General features: G+C 35.0%; 16 protein-coding genes and 1 riboswitch. Of the genes, 10 read left to right on the forward strand and 6 right to left on the reverse strand.

The annotated features are described in order from the left end of the window. Nucleotides 1-22 precede the first annotated feature (22 nt). The 5 genes from AC4BB7_RS02615 (at nucleotide 23) to AC4BB7_RS02635 (ending at nucleotide 6,811) form a co-directional block, all read left to right on the forward strand. Complete coding sequence (locus AC4BB7_RS02615; protein ID WP_490484320.1) at nucleotides 23-3,289, forward strand: bacterial Ig-like domain-containing protein; 3,267 nt, start codon at nucleotides 23-25, stop codon at nucleotides 3,287-3,289. 412 nt (nucleotides 3,290-3,701) lie between these two features. After that, nucleotides 3,702-4,133, forward strand: a complete 432-nt coding sequence (locus tag AC4BB7_RS02620) for a hypothetical protein (protein ID WP_490484321.1) — start codon at nucleotides 3,702-3,704, stop codon at nucleotides 4,131-4,133. Nucleotides 4,134-4,252: 119 nt separating this feature from the next. Continuing rightward, a complete protein-coding gene (locus tag AC4BB7_RS02625) occupies nucleotides 4,253-5,143 on the forward strand; it encodes an NAD(P)H-dependent oxidoreductase (RefSeq protein ID WP_490484322.1) in 891 nt (296 codons plus the stop codon). A gap of 418 nt (nucleotides 5,144-5,561) precedes the next feature. Continuing rightward, on the forward strand, nucleotides 5,562-6,200 hold the full coding sequence (locus AC4BB7_RS02630) for a histidine phosphatase family protein (RefSeq protein WP_025871164.1): 639 nt from the start codon (nucleotides 5,562-5,564) through the stop codon (nucleotides 6,198-6,200). A gap of 44 nt (nucleotides 6,201-6,244) precedes the next feature. Further along, nucleotides 6,245-6,811: an LOG family protein gene (locus AC4BB7_RS02635; RefSeq protein WP_490484323.1), complete on the forward strand. Its 567-nt coding sequence runs from the start codon at nucleotides 6,245-6,247 to the stop codon at nucleotides 6,809-6,811. Between the two features lie 102 nt (nucleotides 6,812-6,913). Here the strand turns inward: AC4BB7_RS02635 and AC4BB7_RS02640 are convergent, their stop codons facing one another. The 3 genes from AC4BB7_RS02640 to AC4BB7_RS02650 form a co-directional block, all read right to left on the reverse strand. Continuing rightward, nucleotides 6,914-9,670, reverse strand: coding sequence for a SpaA isopeptide-forming pilin-related protein (locus tag AC4BB7_RS02640; protein WP_490484324.1), 2,757 nt, complete (start codon nucleotides 9,668-9,670; stop codon nucleotides 6,914-6,916). A 178-nt stretch (nucleotides 9,671-9,848) separates the two neighbouring features. Further along, nucleotides 9,849-10,589: an amino acid ABC transporter ATP-binding protein gene (locus AC4BB7_RS02645; protein WP_490484325.1), complete on the reverse strand. Its 741-nt coding sequence runs from the start codon at nucleotides 10,587-10,589 to the stop codon at nucleotides 9,849-9,851. Between the two features lie 132 nt (nucleotides 10,590-10,721). Next, nucleotides 10,722-12,305 (reverse strand): ABC transporter permease subunit, encoded by a 1,584-nt coding sequence (locus AC4BB7_RS02650; RefSeq protein WP_086346433.1) that lies wholly within the window; start codon nucleotides 12,303-12,305, stop codon nucleotides 10,722-10,724. 149 nt (nucleotides 12,306-12,454) lie between these two features. After that, nucleotides 12,455-12,626, reverse strand: a riboswitch (Lysine riboswitch). A gap of 278 nt (nucleotides 12,627-12,904) precedes the next feature. On the opposite strand from AC4BB7_RS02650, the gene AC4BB7_RS02655 reads away from it, so the two are divergent. Then, nucleotides 12,905-13,708 (forward strand): hypothetical protein, encoded by an 804-nt coding sequence (locus AC4BB7_RS02655; protein WP_490484326.1) that lies wholly within the window; start codon nucleotides 12,905-12,907, stop codon nucleotides 13,706-13,708. Nucleotides 13,709-13,835: 127 nt separating this feature from the next. Here AC4BB7_RS02655 and AC4BB7_RS02660 read toward each other — a convergent pair whose 3' ends face one another. Continuing rightward, nucleotides 13,836-15,695, reverse strand: a complete 1,860-nt coding sequence (locus AC4BB7_RS02660; protein WP_490484327.1) for an Ig-like domain-containing protein — start codon at nucleotides 15,693-15,695, stop codon at nucleotides 13,836-13,838. Between the two features lie 253 nt (nucleotides 15,696-15,948). On the opposite strand from AC4BB7_RS02660, the gene AC4BB7_RS02665 reads away from it, so the two are divergent. Beyond that, on the forward strand, nucleotides 15,949-16,236 hold the full coding sequence (locus AC4BB7_RS02665; RefSeq protein WP_490484328.1) for an MFS transporter: 288 nt from the start codon (nucleotides 15,949-15,951) through the stop codon (nucleotides 16,234-16,236). On the opposite strand, the gene AC4BB7_RS02670 is transcribed toward AC4BB7_RS02665, so the two are convergent. Then, a complete protein-coding gene (locus tag AC4BB7_RS02670) occupies nucleotides 16,233-18,008 on the reverse strand; it encodes an ABC transporter ATP-binding protein (RefSeq protein ID WP_490484329.1) in 1,776 nt (591 codons plus the stop codon). The two genes, AC4BB7_RS02665 and AC4BB7_RS02670, sit on opposite strands and share 4 nt — an antisense overlap. Continuing rightward, entirely contained in the window at nucleotides 18,008-19,750 is a 1,743-nt protein-coding gene (locus AC4BB7_RS02675) for an ABC transporter ATP-binding protein (protein ID WP_490484330.1), read from the reverse strand. The genes AC4BB7_RS02670 and AC4BB7_RS02675 overlap by 1 nt, the downstream gene beginning before the upstream one ends. Before the next feature lie 98 nt (nucleotides 19,751-19,848). Between AC4BB7_RS02675 and AC4BB7_RS02680 the strand changes: the two genes are divergently transcribed. The 3 genes from AC4BB7_RS02680 (at nucleotide 19,849) to licT (ending at nucleotide 22,045) form a co-directional block, all read left to right on the forward strand. Continuing rightward, nucleotides 19,849-20,616, forward strand: coding sequence for a MerR family transcriptional regulator (locus AC4BB7_RS02680; RefSeq protein ID WP_490484331.1), 768 nt, complete (start codon nucleotides 19,849-19,851; stop codon nucleotides 20,614-20,616). 73 nt (nucleotides 20,617-20,689) lie between these two features. Further along, nucleotides 20,690-21,022 carry a thioredoxin family protein gene (locus AC4BB7_RS02685; protein WP_490484332.1) on the forward strand — a complete coding sequence of 111 codons (333 nt, stop codon included), beginning with the start codon at nucleotides 20,690-20,692 and terminating at the stop codon, nucleotides 21,020-21,022. Between the two features lie 186 nt (nucleotides 21,023-21,208). Then, nucleotides 21,209-22,045 (forward strand): BglG family transcription antiterminator LicT, encoded by an 837-nt coding sequence (licT, locus tag AC4BB7_RS02690; RefSeq protein WP_490484333.1) that lies wholly within the window; start codon nucleotides 21,209-21,211, stop codon nucleotides 22,043-22,045. Nucleotides 22,046-22,123: the final 78 nt, after the last annotated feature.

The following is a 22,123-nucleotide window of genomic DNA, read 5'->3' on the forward strand; positions in this document are numbered from 1 at the left end:
AATGGAAATGAGAGTGAAATGAATGCGTCAATCAAAAAAAATAAAGATTAAATTATTATTTATGTTACTTTGTTTTATATCAGTATTTTCGTCAAAAGTTGCTTTTGCAGAAACATATGATGGTGTACGGAATATAGAAAAAGAAATGATTATTGAACCACGAGGAAATCCAACTAAGACTAAAGAAATGGAGAATCGATTAAAGGAATTTACATCTTTTGAGTCAACAGGATTATTCTTATATCAAGGAGAAGAACTTGAAATTGATGTTAAAGACGAACCTGAAAAATTAGAAGTACGTATTGGTCAATGGGGTGGTTACAATGATGTTCCCTATATTTTGAATGGAACGCAAACAAAACCATTTACTAATGGAATATTTTCTCTTCATAAAGGAATTAATCGTGTTAAAAGAGACGAATCTGGTGGAATGGTTTATCTTGTAAATTACTCTGAAACAAGACCTGAAAATGTAACGATTAAAGGCGGTGTAAAGGTTCCACATTATATTGAAGGAATAACTAGCACTAACGATTTTGAAACACAGTTAGAGACATATAAAGATGTTCCTTTTATGGAAATGGAGAATGATAATGTCATTGCAACTATTCGTATTGATCGTGCTAAAGACATTTTTCTAAAAAAAGGCCAAGAAAAGGTATTTATAGATACAGTAAAAAAAGTAAAGATACTATCAGATAATGTGGCTGGTTTGGCAGATGATTCTTTTGGTGTCGCCAAAAAATCAAAGCAACGTATTCACATTGTAAATCCTTCATTTGGTGCTGGAACTCTGTTTGCTACTAATTATTTTGTAGGACTGCATAGTGAGACAACAAAAGATAGAATAATATTTGCTTCAGATGGAAATACTCCAGACTGGGGCTTAAGTCATGAGATTGGTCATATTTATCAGGATAATAGTTATTTGTGGAAAAATATGAAAGAAGTAACAGTAAATATCTATGCGGATTATGCCCAAAAAAATTGGAATTCTGAAGGGACTGGTCGATATGATGCTGTCAATGTATCTAATGGCAGTCGTGAATCGGTAGCTAATTATCTTAATAGACTTTCGGAAGATCCAACGTGGAATTTTGATCGAGAAACATTAGAAAGCAGTGATTATCATTTTGCAGTACTTGGTTTATATATGACTCTTCCCCGTGTATTTGGTTATGATTTTTATTCCGTTTTAAGTCAAAATTATCGTTCACTGTCAGAGACTGAAAAACCTAAAACGGATTTAGAAAAGAAACAAATGTTTATTTTGATGACATCAAAGGTAGCTAAAAGAAATTTATTACCGTTTTTTGATTATTGGCGCTTTACTGTGACAGATGAAACACGAGAAGAGATGTCCAACTTAAATCTTCAACCACTAGAAAAAGATATTTGGAAAGATATATTGGCTAGTGAAGAGGACGAACAAAATGGAACATATCGTATTTCTGATAGTGTTGGACCTTATACTGTTCCTACGGGTGACTTATACGAAAGTGCTTCAATTCCCTTTGAAGAAATACAAAAACTTTCAAGCTATGATTCAGTTTTTAGAAAATTATACTCAACACCTATTGAAAGTGAAGCTAGTCTGATTGCAGTTTCAACTAATTCATTCGCTGAATCATTTGATTTCATAAATAATGCTATTATTTCTGTTTATTTAAAAAATGCTTTGGATATACACAATAAACTGAATATATCGGTAAAAATTACGCCAGGTAATTCTTATGTTATGGCTGGACAAAGAGGGAATTATGCTGCTGTGGGTTATGATGAAAAAAGTAAGAAATTGGTAGCATTAGGAAATGAAAAAAGAATCTTAGAGAATTTGCCTGACAATAAATATCCAGATATCAAGATTTATAACAAAACAATGGATACTGTAAAAAAAGAAGTAGTTGGATATGGTAGTTCTAAAGGTACGGATATTGCGAAAGAATTAAATGATTTTCCAGTAGAAATGGGAGATATTATTGAACTAACTCATAAAGAAGCCGCTAAACGTGTGAATCGTTATAAAGATGGGCAACTCCTTCCTACAACTAAGGATACCTATTATTATCGAATTCAAGAAAATAACTGGGTAGAGGTAGATGATCCCCATAATCAAACAAGCCTTAAAACAGTCGACTCAACTATAAAAGTAGGAGACAATTGGAATCCTGAGGATAATTTTGTATCAGCAACAGACAAAGAAGGAAAAGAAGTATCATTTACAGAAGTAAAAGTAGAAGGTAGTGTAGATACAAGTAAAGCTGGGGAATATACGGTGACGTACAGTTATGGTTCAATGATCCAAGAAGCCGTGATCACAGTAAAAGAAGCAGATATTGAAGACCAAACAAGCCTTAAAACAGCCGACTCAACTATAAAAGTAGGAGACAATTGGAATCCTGAGGATAATTTTGTATCAGCAACAGACAAAGAAGGAAAAGAAGTATCATTTACAGAAGTAAAAGTAGAAGGTAGTGTAGATACAAGTAAAGCTGGGGAATATACGGTGACGTACAGTTATGGTTCAATGATCCAAGAAGCCGTGATCACAGTAAAAGAAGCAGATATTGAAGACCAAACAAGCCTTAAAACAGCCGACTCAACTATAAAAGTAGGAGACAATTGGAATCCTGAGGATAATTTTGTATCAGCAACAGACAAAGAAGGAAAAGAAGTATCATTTACAGAAGTAAAAGTAGAAGGTAGTGTAGATACAAGTAAAGCTGGGGAATATACGGTGACGTACAGTTATGGTTCAATGATCCAAGAAGCCGTGATCACAGTAAAAGAAGCAGATATTGAAGACCAAACAAGCCTTAAAACAGCCGACTCAACTATAAAAGTAGGAGACAATTGGAATCCTGAGGATAATTTTGCATCAGCAACAGACAAAGAAGGAAAAGAAGTATCATTTACAGAAGTAAAAGTAGAAGGTAGTGTAGATACAAGTAAAGCTGGGGAATACACGGTGACGTACAGTTATGGTTCAATGATCCAAGAAGCCGTGATCACAGTAAAAAATAAGGATGTAATTAATAAGCTTGATCAGATAACAGAGGATAATCAATCAAATAACTCACTAAAACATAATGATAATCAACCTAGTAATTTTACTAGCGATAAAAAAGCAAGTACTCCAATTCAAAATAAAAATATAGATGAAAAAACGAATGAAGAAAAGTTTCTACCAAAAACAGGCGAACAACAAAATGTATTAGTTGTAATACTAGGATACGTATTATCTGTATCAAGTTGTATGGTTCTATTACAAGGTTTTAAAAGTGAATAATCGCGTCTAAACTTTTATTTAGACTAAACAGATATTAATAACAGTATTCAAAAATTTTGAGTAGCTAGTCATAAAAATTAAAAAATATAATGTTTGTAGTAGAAAGAAGTGATTTTTTGAATGAAGAAAAGTGGTGGCGCATAGTCATAGTAAATATTTGTTCTGTCTTAGTATCTGTATCTACTTTTTCCTGAGCGCTATTAATTGATTTTTTAGTATTGTGATTGTCAACACTTTTTGGTACTTTGCTATTGTCGTTTAGATAATTAGAATTCAGCTGAAAGTAATTAGAGACTGATATGTATTTCATAGCTGTTGAATACATATTTATAAAGAAGTATTTGAAATCTAAAAAAGATGACTAGGACAAGGTAACTAGTAATGTATTGGTAGGGGTATAGGAGAATACGTAATGTCCAGAAAAAATAAGTTGAAAAATTTAGGCGTTGCTTGGAAACAACTGGAAAATAAATCAAAAATGATCTATTCATTAACAGAAGAAGAGTTAGAAAAATATTATCCAATCGGAGAAGTTTTTTTAGAACGAAGTTTTTATATAGTAGAAACTGATAATCCAAGGTTAGGATATATGTATGCATCATCAGAATGGATAGATATAAAACGATTTTACGCCCTTCTAAATGGATCAGAGAATGATTTCAATAAGGTGTTTTCTTTTGTTAGTGAGTTATCCAAAAAAATGTGTCTATACGAGAAACCAATATCGTGGTTATTGTTTATCAATCCATTTAATCAAGGCCGTTATATTTATTCCGTCAGAGAGGGGTGTAAAATTTATTCAATTATCGAAGAAACAAAGGAGAATTCAATGGAAGAGCAATAAAAAAATGTTAGAAAGCGTTAGTAAGTTACTTTTGTGTATTCCTAGTTTAAATGATGAACCACCGAATTGGTTGGTATTTTATACGGTATATTGAAAAAATCACGGGGGAGAGAATATTGATGAAGAAAATATTTATTTCAATGCTACTTATTGTAGTTACTAGTTTGATGGGGTGTACTCCTGATGGATCAAAAAAATCTGTGAGCACTGACACTAAAACAGAGATGAGCACAACAAAAAAAGAGGATGAAGTAACCGCTGGAGCCTCTCAGAGTACTAGTGCTGACACGGATGTTACCACCTCTGCCTCTGTAGTTCCAAAAGAATTTGTTAAGCAATATAAGCCTAAGGGGTTTACTGATTCTGAAAAGGAAAAGTTTCTATTTGTCATAGCTGATCCAAGAAAAGACAGTGTCACATATGATTTGGCAAACACAGCAATGAAGCACTTTGAAGAAAAGGGAATGGAAGTCATGCTAAGAGATTTGTATGATATGAATTTTAACCCTGTTATGAAAGGTGAAGCATTTTTTAATGCTAAAGATGGAAGTGGTGAAACACCAAAAGATATAATACCAGAACAAGAATATGTTAGCCAAAGCGACCACATTATTTTTGTTTATCCAAATTGGCATGATACTCCGACACCACTTGTTAAAGGATATATGGAACGAGTTTTCGCGAAAAATTTTGCGTATAAAGATACTAAGAGTGGATTGGAAGGACTATTAAAAGATAAAGATATTTTTACTATTATGAACTGTGGATATCTTGGTGGTGGTCAAGGATTTATAGGGGATGGTATTGGTCAGAATGATGAGATTTGGGATAGATATATGAAAGCTTTTAAAGTATTTGATGATGATACTGCGCAATTCTGGGGTGTTACAAATAAAGGGAGATTTATGAATGATCAGACGCCTAAAAATAATTCCAAAACGTATGAAAAGGAACTTCAAAAACTACAAGATACCTTAACGAGCTATGTAGATAATATCTATTTTGACTAAATAATATTATACTGTTTTAGGTATAAATTATTAAGTGTATATAAAAGCTATATTTACTTCTATAGTGCTTCCAAAAAGTTAGATTTTTAGATTTAACTTTTTGGGGGGCATTATATTTTAATTTAAAAATATTTATTAATAATGAAGATATCAATTGCTTTTTGCTTTAGGCTAAACGATTAATATCATTATTAAATAGATGGTAGTGCGGCAATTTTTTTAGATGGAAAAGAGAAAAATAATACGATTGAAATGAGTCTGTATACAGATGGTTAAAGAAAAAAAGTTATGTATATAATGAGATTTCTAGAACTGTATCCACTTTTTGACCTCACATAGAAATAAAGCAAAAAGTTCCTATTTGTAGTATCATAATCAAATATAAGGAATAACTCAAAAAATGGAGGAGAATAAGCAAATGACCACATTTTATTTTGTTAGACATGGAAAAACTGAATTGAATCTAAGCTTGCGCTTTCAAGGAGGAGAGATCGATTCGCCCTTATTACCTGTAGGGATCGAACAAGCAATTCAGGCTGGCCGTTATCTTTCTGATATCTCGTTTGATGCAGTTGCAGTCAGTACTCAAAAGCGCGCGATGGACACGGCCAATTATCTTCTTAAGGAAAATAACTTTTTAGATGGTTTAACCGTTCAGTATCATAATAGTTTGAGAGAAATTAGATTTGGAAAACGAGAGGGAGCTGAGATTGATCATAACGATGAACAAACTAATTATTTACGTAACCGTCCAGATTTATATGATCCCACGGCGTTTGGCGGTGAGACGATCGATTCTTTAGTTACCCGTTCGACGGAAATGATCGAACAGCTCAGCAGAAGCTATCCAAATGGGAAAGTACTAATTGTCGCCCATGGTGTGTTATTGATTACGTTGATCAATTCATTGGCTGGAAAAGAAAAATCGAAATGGCGTGAAGGCGGACCGCTAGCAAATACCAGTATTACGATCTTAGAAAATAAACATGAGCAAAAAAACTATACGATAAAATCATTTAATGATATTTCCTACCAATCACAAAATGAAGAGGCATAAAAGTAAAGAAAGGGTTATATTTAACTGGAATAGGTGGAGATTATATGAAGAAAATGGCCGTATATTGTGGTGCCAGTACAGGCAATAATTTAATATATCAAGAACGAACTGAAGAATTAGGGCAATGGATGAGTAACAATGAATATGAGCTTGTCTTTGGTGGAGGAAAAGTTGGTTTAATGGGCATTTTGGCAGATACCATTATTGAAAATGGTGGTAAAGCAATCGGTGTTATGCCGACTTTTCTAATGGAAAGAGAACTAGCCCATCAAGCAATCACAGAAATGCATATTGTGAATGATATGCACGAACGTAAAAGAAAAATGATCGACTTAGCAGATTGCTATTTAGCACTACCAGGCGGTCCAGGAACATTGGAAGAAATTTCAGAGGTTGTTTCTTGGGGACGTATTGGGGAACATCAAAATCCTTGTATCTTTTTTAATGTGGCTGGCTATTATGATTTATTAGCCGATTTCTTTGATAAGATGGTTATGGATGGTTTTTTAACTAAGGAAGATCGAGCAAAAATATTCTTTTCAGAAGATCTGGATCAGATACAACAGTTTATTGAAAAATATACGCCACCTGAAATCCGTTCTTATAAATAGCTGGAAAGACTAATAAAATCCGGTGCTTGTGCGTAACTTTTAACGTTATACACAAGCACCGGATTTCTTTTCTAAACGCACCATCATTTGGCTAAAAATTCGTTATTCTTTTTTATTCCGCTTATTTCTATAGTACAAAATGACAGCTACAACAATGATGATCAATCCAATCAGCAATAACCATGACTGAACTTTTTCACCAGCATTAGGAATTTGTCCACTACTTTTTGGTGTTTCTGGAACTTTTGGATTTATGGTATCTTTTGGTTTTACAGCGTCTTTTATTTTTTTATTGACGACTTTGTAGGACCAATTTTCAGGAGTAGTAACTGCTAGTTCGCCTTTTGAATTTTGATCGATCGTTAACTGGATCGGAGCGATTGCTTCATAACCTGATAAAGGTGCACTTTCAACTAATTGATAGCTTCCTTTATCCAAATTGGTAAAGGTCACCACACCATTTTTATCGGATGTTTGGACATCTCCAACCTGTACACCTTGTGCATTTAGCAATTTGAAGCGTACATCCTGCAGAGGTTGATCCTCTTCATCAACTTTAGTAAACATTAAATTCGTTTTATTCAACTGATTCGTCAGAATTATTTTATCGTGAGTAGTGTCAGTACTAGAAATATAATTTGGATCAGTATTGACTTCAGTTGCTGAATAGGTAAAGTCTTCCCCTTTATTATTAAAAGCTGCTAAAAAGACACTGTTTGTTTCATTTTTCGGCGTGATCGAATCAACAGTAAATGACCATTGATCAGAAGTTTCGGTAGGCTTACTTAATAAAATAGGCTGACTTTCTTGCCAAGCGGTACTTGTTACGGCTGTACGTTTCAGAATAACGGAAATAGCATCTGGTCGTAAGCCAAGTTGGTTGTTATTATCTATCCAATTTTTTTCAATGTTCACCATTGTTCCTGGAGCTTTCACAGAAGGAATTGGAAAATCTACAAGATTCCCTTTGCTAGTTGTATCTAAGGTTGTTCGACCATTTGCTAGATACCAATGATCCGGAATAAAGGAGGACGCTTCCGTATCGATTCGTATTTGATAAGTCATGCTTAAGTGTTCATCTTTACCTAAAGTTATTCCTGTTAGTTCCAGTTGATTATCTGCTGCAGCAATAACCACTTTATTCACTAACTCAGGTGCAACTACCCAGGAACCAGATTCATTTTTTCGAAATCCTTGTAAAGTGTAATCTTCTGGCGAAAATGTACTACTGTTTTTTTGCAATAGAATTTGTTCCCCCATAGGATCAATTACAGTTCCATTTGGGACAGAATGTTCCACTCGTGCGGCAACGTTACTTAAAGCTTCTCCTAATTGTGAGAGATCAGCATCAATAGGTAAATATTTGGCTTCGCTGCTTGCCAAGTTTTTAGAGACATATTCGCCACGATCACTTGGTGCCACTCCAATGGAATAAAGGTCATACCCTTTTAATTTTAAGTCGACAGAAGTACCTAGAGATAAATTAGCAATTTCTTTGGCACTCATGAATGTTGCATTTGCTGGATCTTCGTCCACAGTTGTTTGACTACTTGAATAATACAGTGGGGAATTAATAGCAAAATCACGATAATAGGTTTTGTCACTAAATCCATTGTAAGGTTTTATTTGTCCATCATTTGTGTATAAAATTGCATCATCGGCAGGATGATAAGCACGGTTAACGCTGCCATCTCCAATATGTACGATCATCTTACGTTGAACGTCAGGTTTGGCAGATGTCTCAAATAAATTATCAGCAGCTACCAAACCTTTTTGTATAAATGTTCCAGAATGGCTCTTACTGGAATCTTCAAGAAAGTTTACTAATTCTTCTTTGTTCCCAGTAAATGGTTGAACATAACTATCCCGATTATAGGCAATAATGCCAACTCTAACTTTTCCGCTTGCTAAAGAGTTATCGATTTGGTCTAAAAATTCCTCAACACCATGAATTGTATTTTGCAGCTTTTGTCCGTTCATTGTGGAAGAATAATCAATAACTAAAGCTATCTCTATCGGATTTGGTAATTCGTTTCCTTTTATGTCTAAAGTGATGTCGAATAATCCTTGTTTACCCGTTACTTCTTTTACTGTTTTTTTCACGTAAGCTTCATCATTATAATTCACATATCCTTCATTATCGAATGGTGATTCTGTTGTAGCTCCATACGCATAATTTAATGTGTTTTCACCTGATTTCCCTTGATCATTATTTGTTATATAATCTCCACTTGAGTTAGTTGTATAATCAAAATTGATTGTTTGCAGTGTTGGTGAGATTAAATCTGGAATGACTGAATCATGGAGTGCGGGTTCAAAATCTGTTTGATCTTCTTTCGTTTGTACAGTTGTAGCTTTCTCCTGTAGCGACTGATTGTTAGGACTAGGAGTTACTTCCTTGGATGGTAAAAGAATCTCTTTAGAAAAATTGGCACTTGTGATTTTCAAAAAAGAATTAGGTGAAAATGCACTAATAGGTGACTTTAACGATAACTTAATTAAGCCTTGATAGGTTGGAGCAATTGTTAATTGAAGCTTGTTTTCTTTTAATGAGCCAACACCAACGGTTTGACTGTTCTGATCACTTAATAATAAGTTGTCGTTATCCGTGAATTGTATATCGTTTGAAAACATAATAATTTGTTCTGAAATATCACCGACAGGTTTTGATAACGATAAAGAAACATTCAATTCATTTGCTTCTTTATCGTTATCAATATGGATATCTTCTAAATCTACAAAGGCAGTGGGTTGCCCAGTTATTTCTTGGGCCGTGGCTACCAAAGGAATAAGTATCTGGACAACTGTTAATATTAGTAGACTTACGAAAGTAATTAATTTTCCTTGATAATTTCTCATGTAAAACTCCCTGCTTTCCAAATTTTTATAATTATAATAGATGTCACCTTACATTGTAGGTTTATTTTTTATTTATTCCAAATATATTACTTTGGAAAGTCTTTTTTTTTAAACAAATGAACAAAAGTGTAAAAAAACAAACTAGAAAAAGGTCTAGTTTGTTTTGATAGTTATTCGTTTATTCCTTTGATAAAATACGGTGTAAAAATTCTTTCGTCCGTTCTTCTTTTGGATGAACAAAAATATCTTCTGAGGTGCCTTCCTCTGCAATCACACCTTTATCCATAAAGATCACACGATCTGATACTTCTTTCGCAAATTCCATTTCATGGGTCACGATGATCATCGTTAATCCTGTATGCGCTAAATCCTTCATTGTTTTTAGTACTTCACCAACCATTTCAGGATCAAGGGCCGAAGTAGGCTCATCGAATAACATTACATCAGGATTCATTGATAAGGCACGAGCGATAGCTACACGTTGTTTTTGCCCACCAGACAGTTGTGCTGGTTTTGCATCGATAAATCGTTTCATACCAACTTTATCTAGATTTTCTAAAGCGATTTTTTGAGCTTCTTCTTTACCACGTTTCAAGACAGTGATCTGTCCAGACGTACAATTTTCTAAAACGTTCATATTATTGAATAAGTTAAACGATTGGAAAACCATGCCTAAATGTGTGCGATATTTTGGTAAGTTATAGCCACGCTCCAAAACATTTTCACCATTGTAGATGATTTTACCACCAGTTGGTTTTTCTAATAAATTGATGCAGCGTAAAAGGGTGGATTTACCAGAACCAGAAGAACCAATGATGGTTACAACTTCTCCTTTATTTACTGTCACATTGATATCTTTTAAAACTTCATTTTCACCGAAACTTTTTCGTAAATGCTCGACGTCAATAATTGTATTCATCACTATTTCCTCCTATAGTTAAAAGTCAAACAAATCGGCTGATCCTGTAAAAATTTAGGAAACCGTCATTGAAGCGTTCGATGTTTCAATGACCATTCATCTGAATTATTAAAGATTTATTTGTACAATTAACTAGCTTTCTTTTGTATTTTCTGTTTCTTCTAATTTTACATAAGCAGAAGGGCCATCCATTTTTTTCTCAACAACACGTAAGACACGTGTGATTGCATAGGTCATGATCAAATACATGATCCCGACGATCGTAAATGTTTGGAAGAATTGGAAGTTCGCACCAGATGCAGAATTTCCTTGGAAGAATAGGTCAGCTACACCGATAACACTCAAAACAGCTGTATCTTTAATGTTGATGACAAATTCATTTCCGGTTGCTGGTAAAATATTGCGTAGGACTTGAGGGACTACAACTTTGCGCATTGTTTGTCCATGGGTCATTCCGATTGCTTGTGCCGCTTCAAATTGCCCTGAATCAACTGCGAAAATTCCGCCACGGACGATTTCAGACATATAAGCACCTGTATTGATAGAAACAATAAACAAAGCGGCAACTGTTCGGTCCAGAGAAATCCCAAAAGCTAAGGCTAAACCATAGAAGATGACCATGGCTTGTACCATCATAGGCGTACCACGGAAGACTTCAATATAGATCGAAAGCAAGGCATTGCCTAATTTTTGGAAGAAACGTTTCACTTTATTTTCAGATTCTGGAATCGTACGAACAACTCCGATCAATAAACCTAGAGCCGTTCCGACAAATGTACCGATCAAAGCAATAAATAAGGTTAAACCTGCACCACGTAAGAACATACCGCCGTATTGATCCCAGATATTTTTAAAATCAGCTAAAATACCTGTTTTTTCACTATCACTTGCTTCAGCAGCTGGTTGATCTTTGACTGCTTGATCCATGATTTTTGTGCGCTCGTCTGATGAAATACCTGATAAAATTTGGTTGACCTTGCTGATTTCGGGATCTGCTTTGCGCATACCCACTGCGATTTGAACATCTTCGGCATTGGTTTGGAAACCATTTTCTTTAGAGAACTCAAGCATTGTTAAATCTTTATTGACACTGGTAGCAGTTACTCCTTCAGGTCGTTCACTGACATAGCCATCGATCATGCCAGAGGCTAAAGCTGTTCTCATTGCTGAAAAATTATCCATAGCTTGTTGCTTATTTACACCAGGGATTTGATCGATCACACTATAATGGAAGGTATTTAACTGTGCTGTGATTTTAGCACCTGATAAATCGTTCAGATTTTTAGCATCTGCAAACTTGCTTTTCTTTTGAACAACGACAACTAATTGTGATTCATAGTAAGGATCTGTAAAATCAATTTCCTTACGACGTTCTGCAGTGGGGCTCATCCCAGCAATAATGGCATCGATTTTACCTGATTGTAAGGCTGGAGCCAAACCATCCCATTTTGTTTGAACGATCACTAGTTTTTTATCTAATCCGTCTGCAATTTTTTTAGCAATTTGAACATCATATCCTCCTGCATAAGAAGAATTTCCTTGTATTGGTACTGCGCCATTTGCATCTGTTTTTTGCGACCAGTTAAAAGGGGCGTATCCTGCCTCCATCCCGACGCGGAATTCACCGTTTGTTTCTGCTTGACTGAATACTGGAGAACAGAACACACTTAAAATAATTGCAAAAAGTAAGCCAAGTGAAAATGATTTCTTGTTCATGTTTTTCTTCCTTTCTTTTTAACCACTTAATTTGTTCTACTATAATTTAGTTTAAAGAGTTTTGAAGAATCTGTCTAAACATATTCTTCCTACAAAAAAAGCAACCATACAAAAATGCATGGTTGCCTACTATCGTCAGGTACTCTCAACAAAAACATAGCGCAACTTAGCATCACTACTAAGACAGTCCGTAAGTTGTTCGCTTACGTCCCAACGCATAACAGGGAGGCTGTTATACATTTCGGCGATTTCCCCTAGACTTGCTTCGACGTGTCCTCTCACTCCACAAGCTTATTAAAAATCGCAACCTCTACCTCAATTTGAGGTACTATTTAATTATTAGATTCAAGTAGAAAGTGTACGATATCTGAGCAGAAAAGTCAATGCTTTAGGTAAAAACAGCTTGAATAATGAGAAAATTGTTTAGTAATTTTTTTCCTTTGTTATTTGAGAAAATAATCTACAAAATTAGTGAGGGATGAAGTGATAAAATGAAGATAATATCGAAAAATTCTCGATTTTATCTAAAAAAACTACTATTTGTATTTTAATTTGTTATAATTAAATTGTAATGAAATACGTTCATAAAGGAGGAAAAAATGAAAAAAAGGTTGTTTAAACAGTTGGTAGTTACTTCCGCATTTGCAAGTGTTGTTTTGTGTCCTAAAGTAGGTGTTGCAGATAACATAGAAGCTAAGCAGGAAATCAAGACAGAGGTCATGGATGGGAATCTTGCAGTTAAGGCAAAGGATATAAATTTATCCTTTGACAATATCAAATATGGAAATAAAGAAACACAATACATTTATCCAACGATCGATAAGGAAAGTATCAGCCAATCAGATCAAAAAACTGTGATAGAAACAGTAAATCCATACAGTGGAGAGCAGCCAGTAGTTCCACCGGAACCTTGGTATCCTTGGAAAGATGTGATGATGACAATCACGAATAATAAAACGAGTGCCCCAGATTTTAAAATCACATTAAAACGTACAGGGTTTACTAATAAAAAATCTGGAAAAGAAATGACTGGTGTTAATTTTTACATGGGTAAATTTCATGATAGTTTAGATTTTAAAGGAGAGAAACGCTCTAAAAATGCTGGTGAAGCTGATAAATATTGGCTAGCTGAATATGTTACTTTAGAAAAAGACAGTTCTGCTTTGATTGCTGATTATCGAGGTGAGGCAGCTGTTGGAGAACATTGGTTATCACCTTTCCAAGTTCCTGAGACTGATGAAAATGGTTATAGAAATAATCCGTATCCCGGTGGATATGCTCCTGGCGAGGAAACCTATCAAGAGAAAAATATTTCATTAGGAATTGATGCCAATACTAAAATCCCAACAGCGGGTTCTTACGTGACAACATTAACTTGGTCTGTAGAACAAACGCCAGGATAAATGACAAGGAACAAACACTTTAAACAATAGTAAAAGTCTGTAGTGAAAATCATTTTTGATTTTCACTACAGACTTAACATTTGTCTCGTCTAGTTTAAATTAGATGAAGGATAAGAAGTAGTAAATTTTAACGTTGTTCAACGATAAAATAATCTTTTACAATTGTTGGATTTTTCTTATCTACATACATAATAACCATTTTACTATTTTCTAATTTTCGATCAACGTCTACCTCATAGAGTGTTTGAATGATTGGACGACCCAATGTCAATGGTCGAACATTATACATGCCTGTTCCACCAACAAAATCTAATTCACCGATTTTTAGATCATACATAGTATTTAGTTTATTTAAATGGAAAAGAATATGAGGTGTTCCATCAGGAATGGCTTTCATTTCAAACGTATCTGTTAGGTCTTTTTTAGAAAAATATAATCCTTTTTTCGCTGGGAAGTTTAAGTCTACTGACTGTAATTTTCCTTTAACTGTAACAGTAATTCTTTTTTCAATTTCACCAAAGTTAGTCACAGATAATACCAAAATTTCAGTTGTTCCTTCTTTTTTACCTGTGATTGTGCCATTATCGTCAACATCAACGATTGATTCATCCATTGAAATCCAGAATAATTCTTTGTCTGTTGTATTGGCTGGTAAAACAGAAGCTTTAAGCGTTAATGAGTTGCCTAAATTTAATTCTACATTGTCTTTGTCAACAACGATTTCTTTAGGAGCGACTTCGTTTACAGTGACATCGATGTATTTTGTGATTTCTCCATTGGCTGTTTGCACTTGGATAATCGTAGAACCAGGATTTACACCTGTAATTCGCCCATTTGAATCCACTGTAGCAACTTCTTCTTCAGTTGTTTCAAAATTTAATTGTTTGTTTGATGCATTTTCAGGCAAAACGGATGCTTTAAGATCAAAAGAGTCTCCAGCATTTAATTCTACTGATTCTGTTTCAACGACGATTTCTTTAGGCTTAACGATATTTGTTACGGTCACTTCAATATATTTTGTGATTTTTCCGTCATCAGTTGACACGTCGATAATAGTTACACCAGGTCCAGTTGCAGTAATCTTTCCATTCTGATCTACGGTAGCGATTTGATCAGCAGTAGTGTCCCAATGTAATTTGTTATTCGTAGCATTTACTGGTAAAACGTTCGCCTTAACGTCAGTAGATTCACCGATATTTAATGTTACCTTTTGTTTCTCAACTTGAATATCTTTAACTTCAATCGAGCTATCTAGATGTTGTGAGACAAAATCAAAGTATTCTGAGTTCATTTTAGTTCCAAAATTATAATAAGTAGAAGCATACGCTACAACACCGATTATTTGTTGTTGATCATTATAAATTGGAGAACCAGATTGTCCGCCCATAACATCCATATCAAAATTGATTCTGTTTTTTGTTTCTCCAACAACTTTTCCAGAAGCTTCCCACAATGTTGCCCATGGTTTATCACCAGGATAACCAGAAGTAGTAACTTTAGTATCATTACCAACTGTGTCTGTTTCAATAAATGGCATTGGAGCAACGAGATCACCGATGCTTTGCCCATTATTTTGTTCAAGGGTTATAACCGCAATATCACTATCAGGATTATGCGCGTCAAGGTAACTTTGAGGAATAAAAACTTCTTTGATTTTAAATTTTCCATAAGGGGTTGTTGAACCTGTTCTGCCAGGAACTACATAAACATTATCTTGAGTTGGATTATTACGGATTTTATTAACAACATGAGCAGCTGTTAATACTGTATTTTTCCCAATAACTGCTCCAGATCCCATACTACCATCCACCGCAATAAATGTAGTACTTTGATAGGGTGCCTTTGTACCGTCAGTGATTTGCACGCGATCATCTGATCCAATGATCGTTCTATTTTCAATCTCGACTGCGTGTGCTTCTGGAACAAAATTAACAAGAGATGCTCCCAATAAAGAAATACCAATTAAACCTAATTTCCAATTTTTCAATATAACTCTTTCCTTTCCCATTTAAGGTTATTATCTACTATTCATAGAATAGTAGATAATATAATTGTAATATAAATATCAAAAAATAGCAATGAAGAAAAGATAGAAAGGAGAACAATCAATTTCAAAATTTAAAATAAATACGAGACAAGTGGCTGAGATAAACATGCATTAGCTTTCAGTTTAATCTTTGTATTTCTAATCTGAATTCGGAATAGGGTTTAGTATCATAGCGCCTGTCATTCCGTTCTTAGTGCAACCCTATATTATTAATCCAAATAACCAAGCAATCGTTGTGACACTTTTAATTTCAGTCTATGCCATCTGCATGTTCTTTTCAGCTCCTATTCTGGGGGCTTTAAGTGATCGATTTGGACGGCGACCGCTATTATTATTCAGGTTTTTGGGCGCGTCAGTTGGATTCTTCGTTTATGATAGTAATACATTAGAATTTTCGTACACAAAATATAGTAAGAGTAGAGGAGAAAGTCATCTACAGATAACTTTCTCCTCGAATCTTAGTATATTTTTTAATTCTTAAGTCTGTTGAAACTGACTATTATACAACGATGCATACAACGAAGGTTTCGCCAATAACTCTTGGTGATTCCCTTTCTCCACGATATCGCCATCTTTCATCACTAAAATCAAATCGGCATTTTCAATCGTAGACAACCGGTGTGCAATCACAAAACTTGTTCGATTATTCGTCACTTCGTCCATCGCTTTTTGAATATGAGCTTCCGTTCGAGTATCCACGCTAGACGTCGCTTCATCCAAAATAACCACAGGAGGATTTGCCAATATGATTCTAGCAATCGTCAATAATTGTTGCTGTCCTTGTGACAATGAGCCATTTTCGCTGGAAATGATCGAATCATAACCATTTGGCAATGTCCGAATAAAGTGATCACATTGGGCGATTTTAGCAGCTTCGATGACTTCTTCTCGTGTTGCATCCATTCGTCCATACGCGATATTCTCCGCAATCGTTCCTTCAAACAGCCATGTATTTTGTAAAACCATTCCAAACATAGAGCGTAGATTTGTTCTTGAAAGATCTGTGATATCCACGCCGTCAAAGGTAATTCGCCCACCATTTAATTCATAAAAACGCATCAGTAAGTTTACTAAGGTTGTTTTACCAGCACCAGTTGGGCCAACGATTGCCACCATTTGTTTCGGTTTAACAGTAAAATCAACTTGTTTCATCAATATTTTTTCTTCTGTATAACCAAACTGAACCTTATCAAAAGCAATGGCGCCAGTTGGTTGATCGATGAGTTGTAAGTTTGTTTTTTCTGGAACATCATCTTCTGCATCTAAAATCTCAAAAATCCGATCAACAGCTGCCAAGGCTGCTTGAATCGAGTTGATAACATAAGAAGCAGTAGAAATCGGTTCAGAAATTTGATTGATATATTGTAGGTAAGCTTGAAGTAATCCAATCGTGATCCCACCTTGTAATACTAAGAATGCACCGATGATCGCACTGACGATAAATGCCAATTGATTGATCAAACGAATCGCTGGATAAATCGCAAAGTTCATAAATTGCGCACTTAGAAAGGCTTTGTAATGCTTTTGGTTCGTTTGTGAAATGACATCTTTAGCATGATCTTGTTGATTAAACGTTTTCGTCACTAAGTTTCCAGATAAAAATTCTTCTGTCTTATTATTTAAAATCCCGAGCTCTGCCTGACTTGCTTCGGCTAGTTTTTTATTTTTATTAGCAATTTTACCCGTCAAATAAGAACTTCCAGCAATTAGTAAAACCACGATCAATGTTAATTTGACATCAATATAAAACAACATGATCCCAGCAAAAACAATCGTCGAAATCGATGTGAAGAATTGATTGATCCCTGTTAGAAAAACTTGAGACAATTGATTTAAACTGGTTGTTGTTCGGCTCAAAATATCGCCAACTTGGTGTTGGTCAAAAAAGACCATCGGTAATGATTTGAACTTTTTCGTAACTTCTTTTCTGACTCTTAACGTGATCCTTTCACTTAGAGAAGCCATCACACGCTCTTGTGTGTAGGACATCAAACTACTAATGATCGAAAATACAATCAGAATCAAAACGGGTGTTAATAAAGCTTCTTGGATCATTGGAAACGTGATGTGACCAACACTGTGTGTTTTAATCAGAGACAGCAAATCATCAATAGCGATACCCATAATAAATGGCATAGCAATAACTAAGGCATTGCCGAGCAAACTACATAAAATCAAGCCGAAAAATATCGGACGTTCAGGTCGAATCAATTGAAAGAATCGTTTTAAGGTTTGTTTATTTAATTTTTCCATCAGACTAGCGCTCCTTCCATGATAATCCCTTGTGAGCGGGCGAATTCTTGGTACGTTTTATTCGTTTGTAGCAGTTGGCTGTGTGTTCCTTGACCAACGATTTTCCCTTCATCTAGGACAATAATGTTGTCTGCTTGCTGGATCGTGCTTAATCTTTGAGCGACGATCAGTAAGGTTTTGTCCGCCATTTCTTCTTTTAATGCGAGTCTTAATGCGGCATCTGTTTGATAATCAAGCGCTGAGAAGCTATCGTCAAAGATATAAATATCTGCAGGCTTGATCAAAGCTCGAGCGATACACAAACGTTGTCGTTGACCACCTGAGAAGTTCGTTCCACCTTGTGCCACAAATGAATCGTAGCCATCTTCTAGTGTGGCAAGATAAGAAGCAAGTTGAGCGATTTCGGACGCTCGATCCATATCTGCTTTTGTTGCTTCAGGGTAACCCATCAATAAGTTGCTCTTGATCGTTCCACTAAATAAGAAAGCTTTTTGCGGAACGTAACTGATTTTAGAGCGTAATTCTTCCTGGGTAACATTTCTAATATCCACACCATCGAATAAAATTGCTCCCGCGGAGACATCGCTAAGTCGTAATAATAATTTAGCAACGGTACTTTTACCAGAACCTGTACCGCCGACGATTGCAGTTGTTTTTCCTTTTGGAATACTAAAATGGATATCTTCTAAAACAGGTTCATCCGCTTGGTCATAACTGAATGTTACGTGATTTAAATCGATCAAGGTATCTTGTGAATCAGATTTTTCAAGTAAAACGGGTTGGTCAGTATCAAGAATTTGGTCTTGTGTATTCAAAATTTCTTCGATTCTTTTTACTGAAGCAAGGGATCTAGGCAACATAACTAAAACCATTGCTGCGATCATCAAGTAAGCGAGCGTTAGTAAAGAATATTCCACGACGGCTGAAACAGTTCCAATTTGCAAAGTCCCAAGCGCAACTAAATTTCCGCCAAACCATAGAATAGAAGAGAAAACGATCCCCATCAGCAAGAAGGCAACCGGCGTAATGAAAGCAAAAATACTATTTACTCGAATCATGCCATTCGCATAGTCTGAAAATGTTTTATTTGTTCGTTCTTCTTCATAATCTTGATTGTTAAAAGCCCGAATCATATTGATTCCAGTAAAAAATTCTCGTAAGGTCACGATGATCTTGTCCATTTTAGGTTGGATCAATAAGGAAAGAGGTGTCCCTTTTTTCATTAAGATATAAACGATCAATCCAAAAGCTGCAATTGCGATCAATGGAACTAAAGCTAATGTCGCTGAGTAAGTGAATGTCATATAAAGTGAGAATATAGCAATGATCGGAGCTGGTAAAATTAGCTGTAGAAACAACACGATCATTTGTTGAATATTGTCAACGTCATTTGTCATTCGTGTCAGTAGCGAGCCAGTTCCGAAATTGTCTGCATCTTTAATAGAAAATGTTTGAAGCTTTTCGAAAAACATTTCCCGTGTTTCTAAACCAAATTTCGCTGCTACTTTAGCTGAAAGATAACTTCCAGCAATTGCTGAGAGCGCACCAAATAAAGCCATTGCGAGCATTTTGAGCCCAATGATTTTGATCGATTGTTCGTTGCCGCTCGCAATCCCCACATCGATCAACTGAGCAACGAGTAACGGTACCCCAAGTGTTCCGATAATTTGTAAACATAAACAGATGATTGTAGCAAAAATAAGTGTCCTATTCTTTTTAATGAAAAACTGAATGATTTTCATGTAAATTCCTCCTTTTCAAGACTCAAAATGAATTCTACACCTTCAAGTTACTTGAAGGTCAATGTTTTTTGTTTATAATTAAAATAAGAGGTGAGTTTATGGAAAAAGAGAAATTATTGACGGTGGGACAAGTGGCTGAAATCATGAAATTGCCAAAGTCGAAGATTCGTTATTGGGATGATATGAATTTACTAACATCCTCCAGAAATAGGGAGAATGGCTATCGAATGTTTGATATGGAGGATATACTGACAATCAGTGACATTGATTTTTATCGCAGACTGGATATTCCCATCAATAAAATGACGAACCTTTATCGAAAATCGCCAGAGGAATTATGGACTATATTAGATGAAACAGAAACGAGAGTAGCTGCAGAGTTAGCTGAACTAGAGAAAAAGCAACAAGGAATCAAACACAGAAAAGACCAATTATTGAGCTTGATCGAGTTGAAAGAAAAAGAATTTATTGACGAGCCATTAGATGTGGAAAGAATTATTCCAATTGATTTAAAAGATCCCAATGAATTACAGACATACATTGATAATCCTTCCAGTTTAGTAGTTTATATCGATTCTAAAAATGAAAAAGAAATCATCTATGGTTTTGCCGTAACTACAAAAGAATTTGTAGAAGAAGCCACGATTTGGCAACAAATAGAGCAACCAAAATATTCATACAAACAATTCCTGCTGACAATCAAGTCAGACAATCCTTCAGAAAATAATTTCCTATCAATGAAAGAAAAATTGGAGAAAAATGGATATCAGACGGGGACAATGATTGGGCGCTATATCATGACGGCAGAGGACCAAGAAGGATTTTACCGTGATTATTACAAAGCTTGGATCGAAGTGGGTAGGTAAAGTTAGGCATAAATATCGTAATCTTGCTGAGAAGGTGCTATGATTTAGCCAATCAAAAAAGGATGATCGACCAATGAAAAAATTACAAACAATTCAAGAGGTAATAACCTTTATAAATGAAACACACCTTGCTTTTTTATATGTTTCACAAGAAGATTGTTCGGTGTGTCATGCGCTCAAACCTAAATTGATTGAGCTATTAAAACACTATCCTAAAATCGATTTGAGAGAAGTTGAAGCGGATAAAGTTAAAGAGATTTCAGCTGAATATTTGATATTTTCAGCACCGACCTTACTTTTTTTCGTTGATGGAAAAGAGTATCTTCGTGAAGGGAAGTTTGTTCAATTTAAAAAATTAGCCAATTCTATTGAGCAAATTTATTCGTTCAAAGAGAGCAAAATGTAAGGTGAGGAGCCATCTGTCATCAAAATGTAAGCGTACTATTGACAAAGGAAATAAGACGTTGTATACTTTGGTCAACGGATCGTTACTGGTTAAGCAGGCGTGACCTCTCACATCACTTTTTTTGGTGATGTTTGATATGGTCAGGTCTTTTTTCGTTTTTCAAGTCAAGAACAGGAGATAATTTCAATGAAAATACTGAAAGTTTTTAATAATAATGTTTCTTTGGTTTTAAATGATGACAACATCGAAGAAATCATTATGGGCAAAGGTGTCGGCTTCAACAAGCGTGAAGGTGATGTGATCGATTCAGCCCTGATTGAAAAAAGATTTGTTCTTGAAGGTAACAATTCCGTTAGTAACTTAGATAATCTGCTTGCACGAATCGATATTGAAGATATTGAACTGGCCAGTGATATTATTCAATTAGGGGAAGCAGAATTAGAACAATTAATCGATGATTCCATTTTGCTGACATTGTCCGATCATATTGGTTTTGTCTTAAATCGAGCTGCAGAAGGATTACAAATGCGCTCGCCATTAGAATGGGACATCAAACAAATTTATACAAAAGAATATGCATTTGCGTTGAAAGCTGTTCAAATGATGCGGGAGAAAACAGGGATTGAGATTCCAGACCAGGAAGCAGCCTTTATTACCCTTCATTTTGTAAATGCCTATAACTCTACCAGCAATATGAACGAAACCATGCTGACAACGAAAATCATTCAAAGCATTATCGATATTATTAAATATCATTATGGCAAAGAATATGACGAAACATCTTATGATTTTACTCGTTTCATTACCCATATTCGTTACTTTGTTAAAAGACAGTTAGATAAAGAAATTTCCTCAAATGAGGATTCGTCCTTGATTAATTTGATCGCTGTCAAATATGAACAAGATTATCAGTGTGCAGTCAAAATCAAAACATTTTTGGAACAACAATATGATTGGACGATTTCCAATGATGAATTGATGTACTTAACGCTTCACTTAAATCGCTTATCAAGCAATCAATAGGATCGTTACTGGTTAAGCAGGCGTGACCTAAGAAAAACACTTAGTTTCTAAGTGTTTCTTAGGTCACTTTTTTTATAA

The organism is Enterococcus sp. AAFC-DPL-5182, assembly GCF_058216605.1.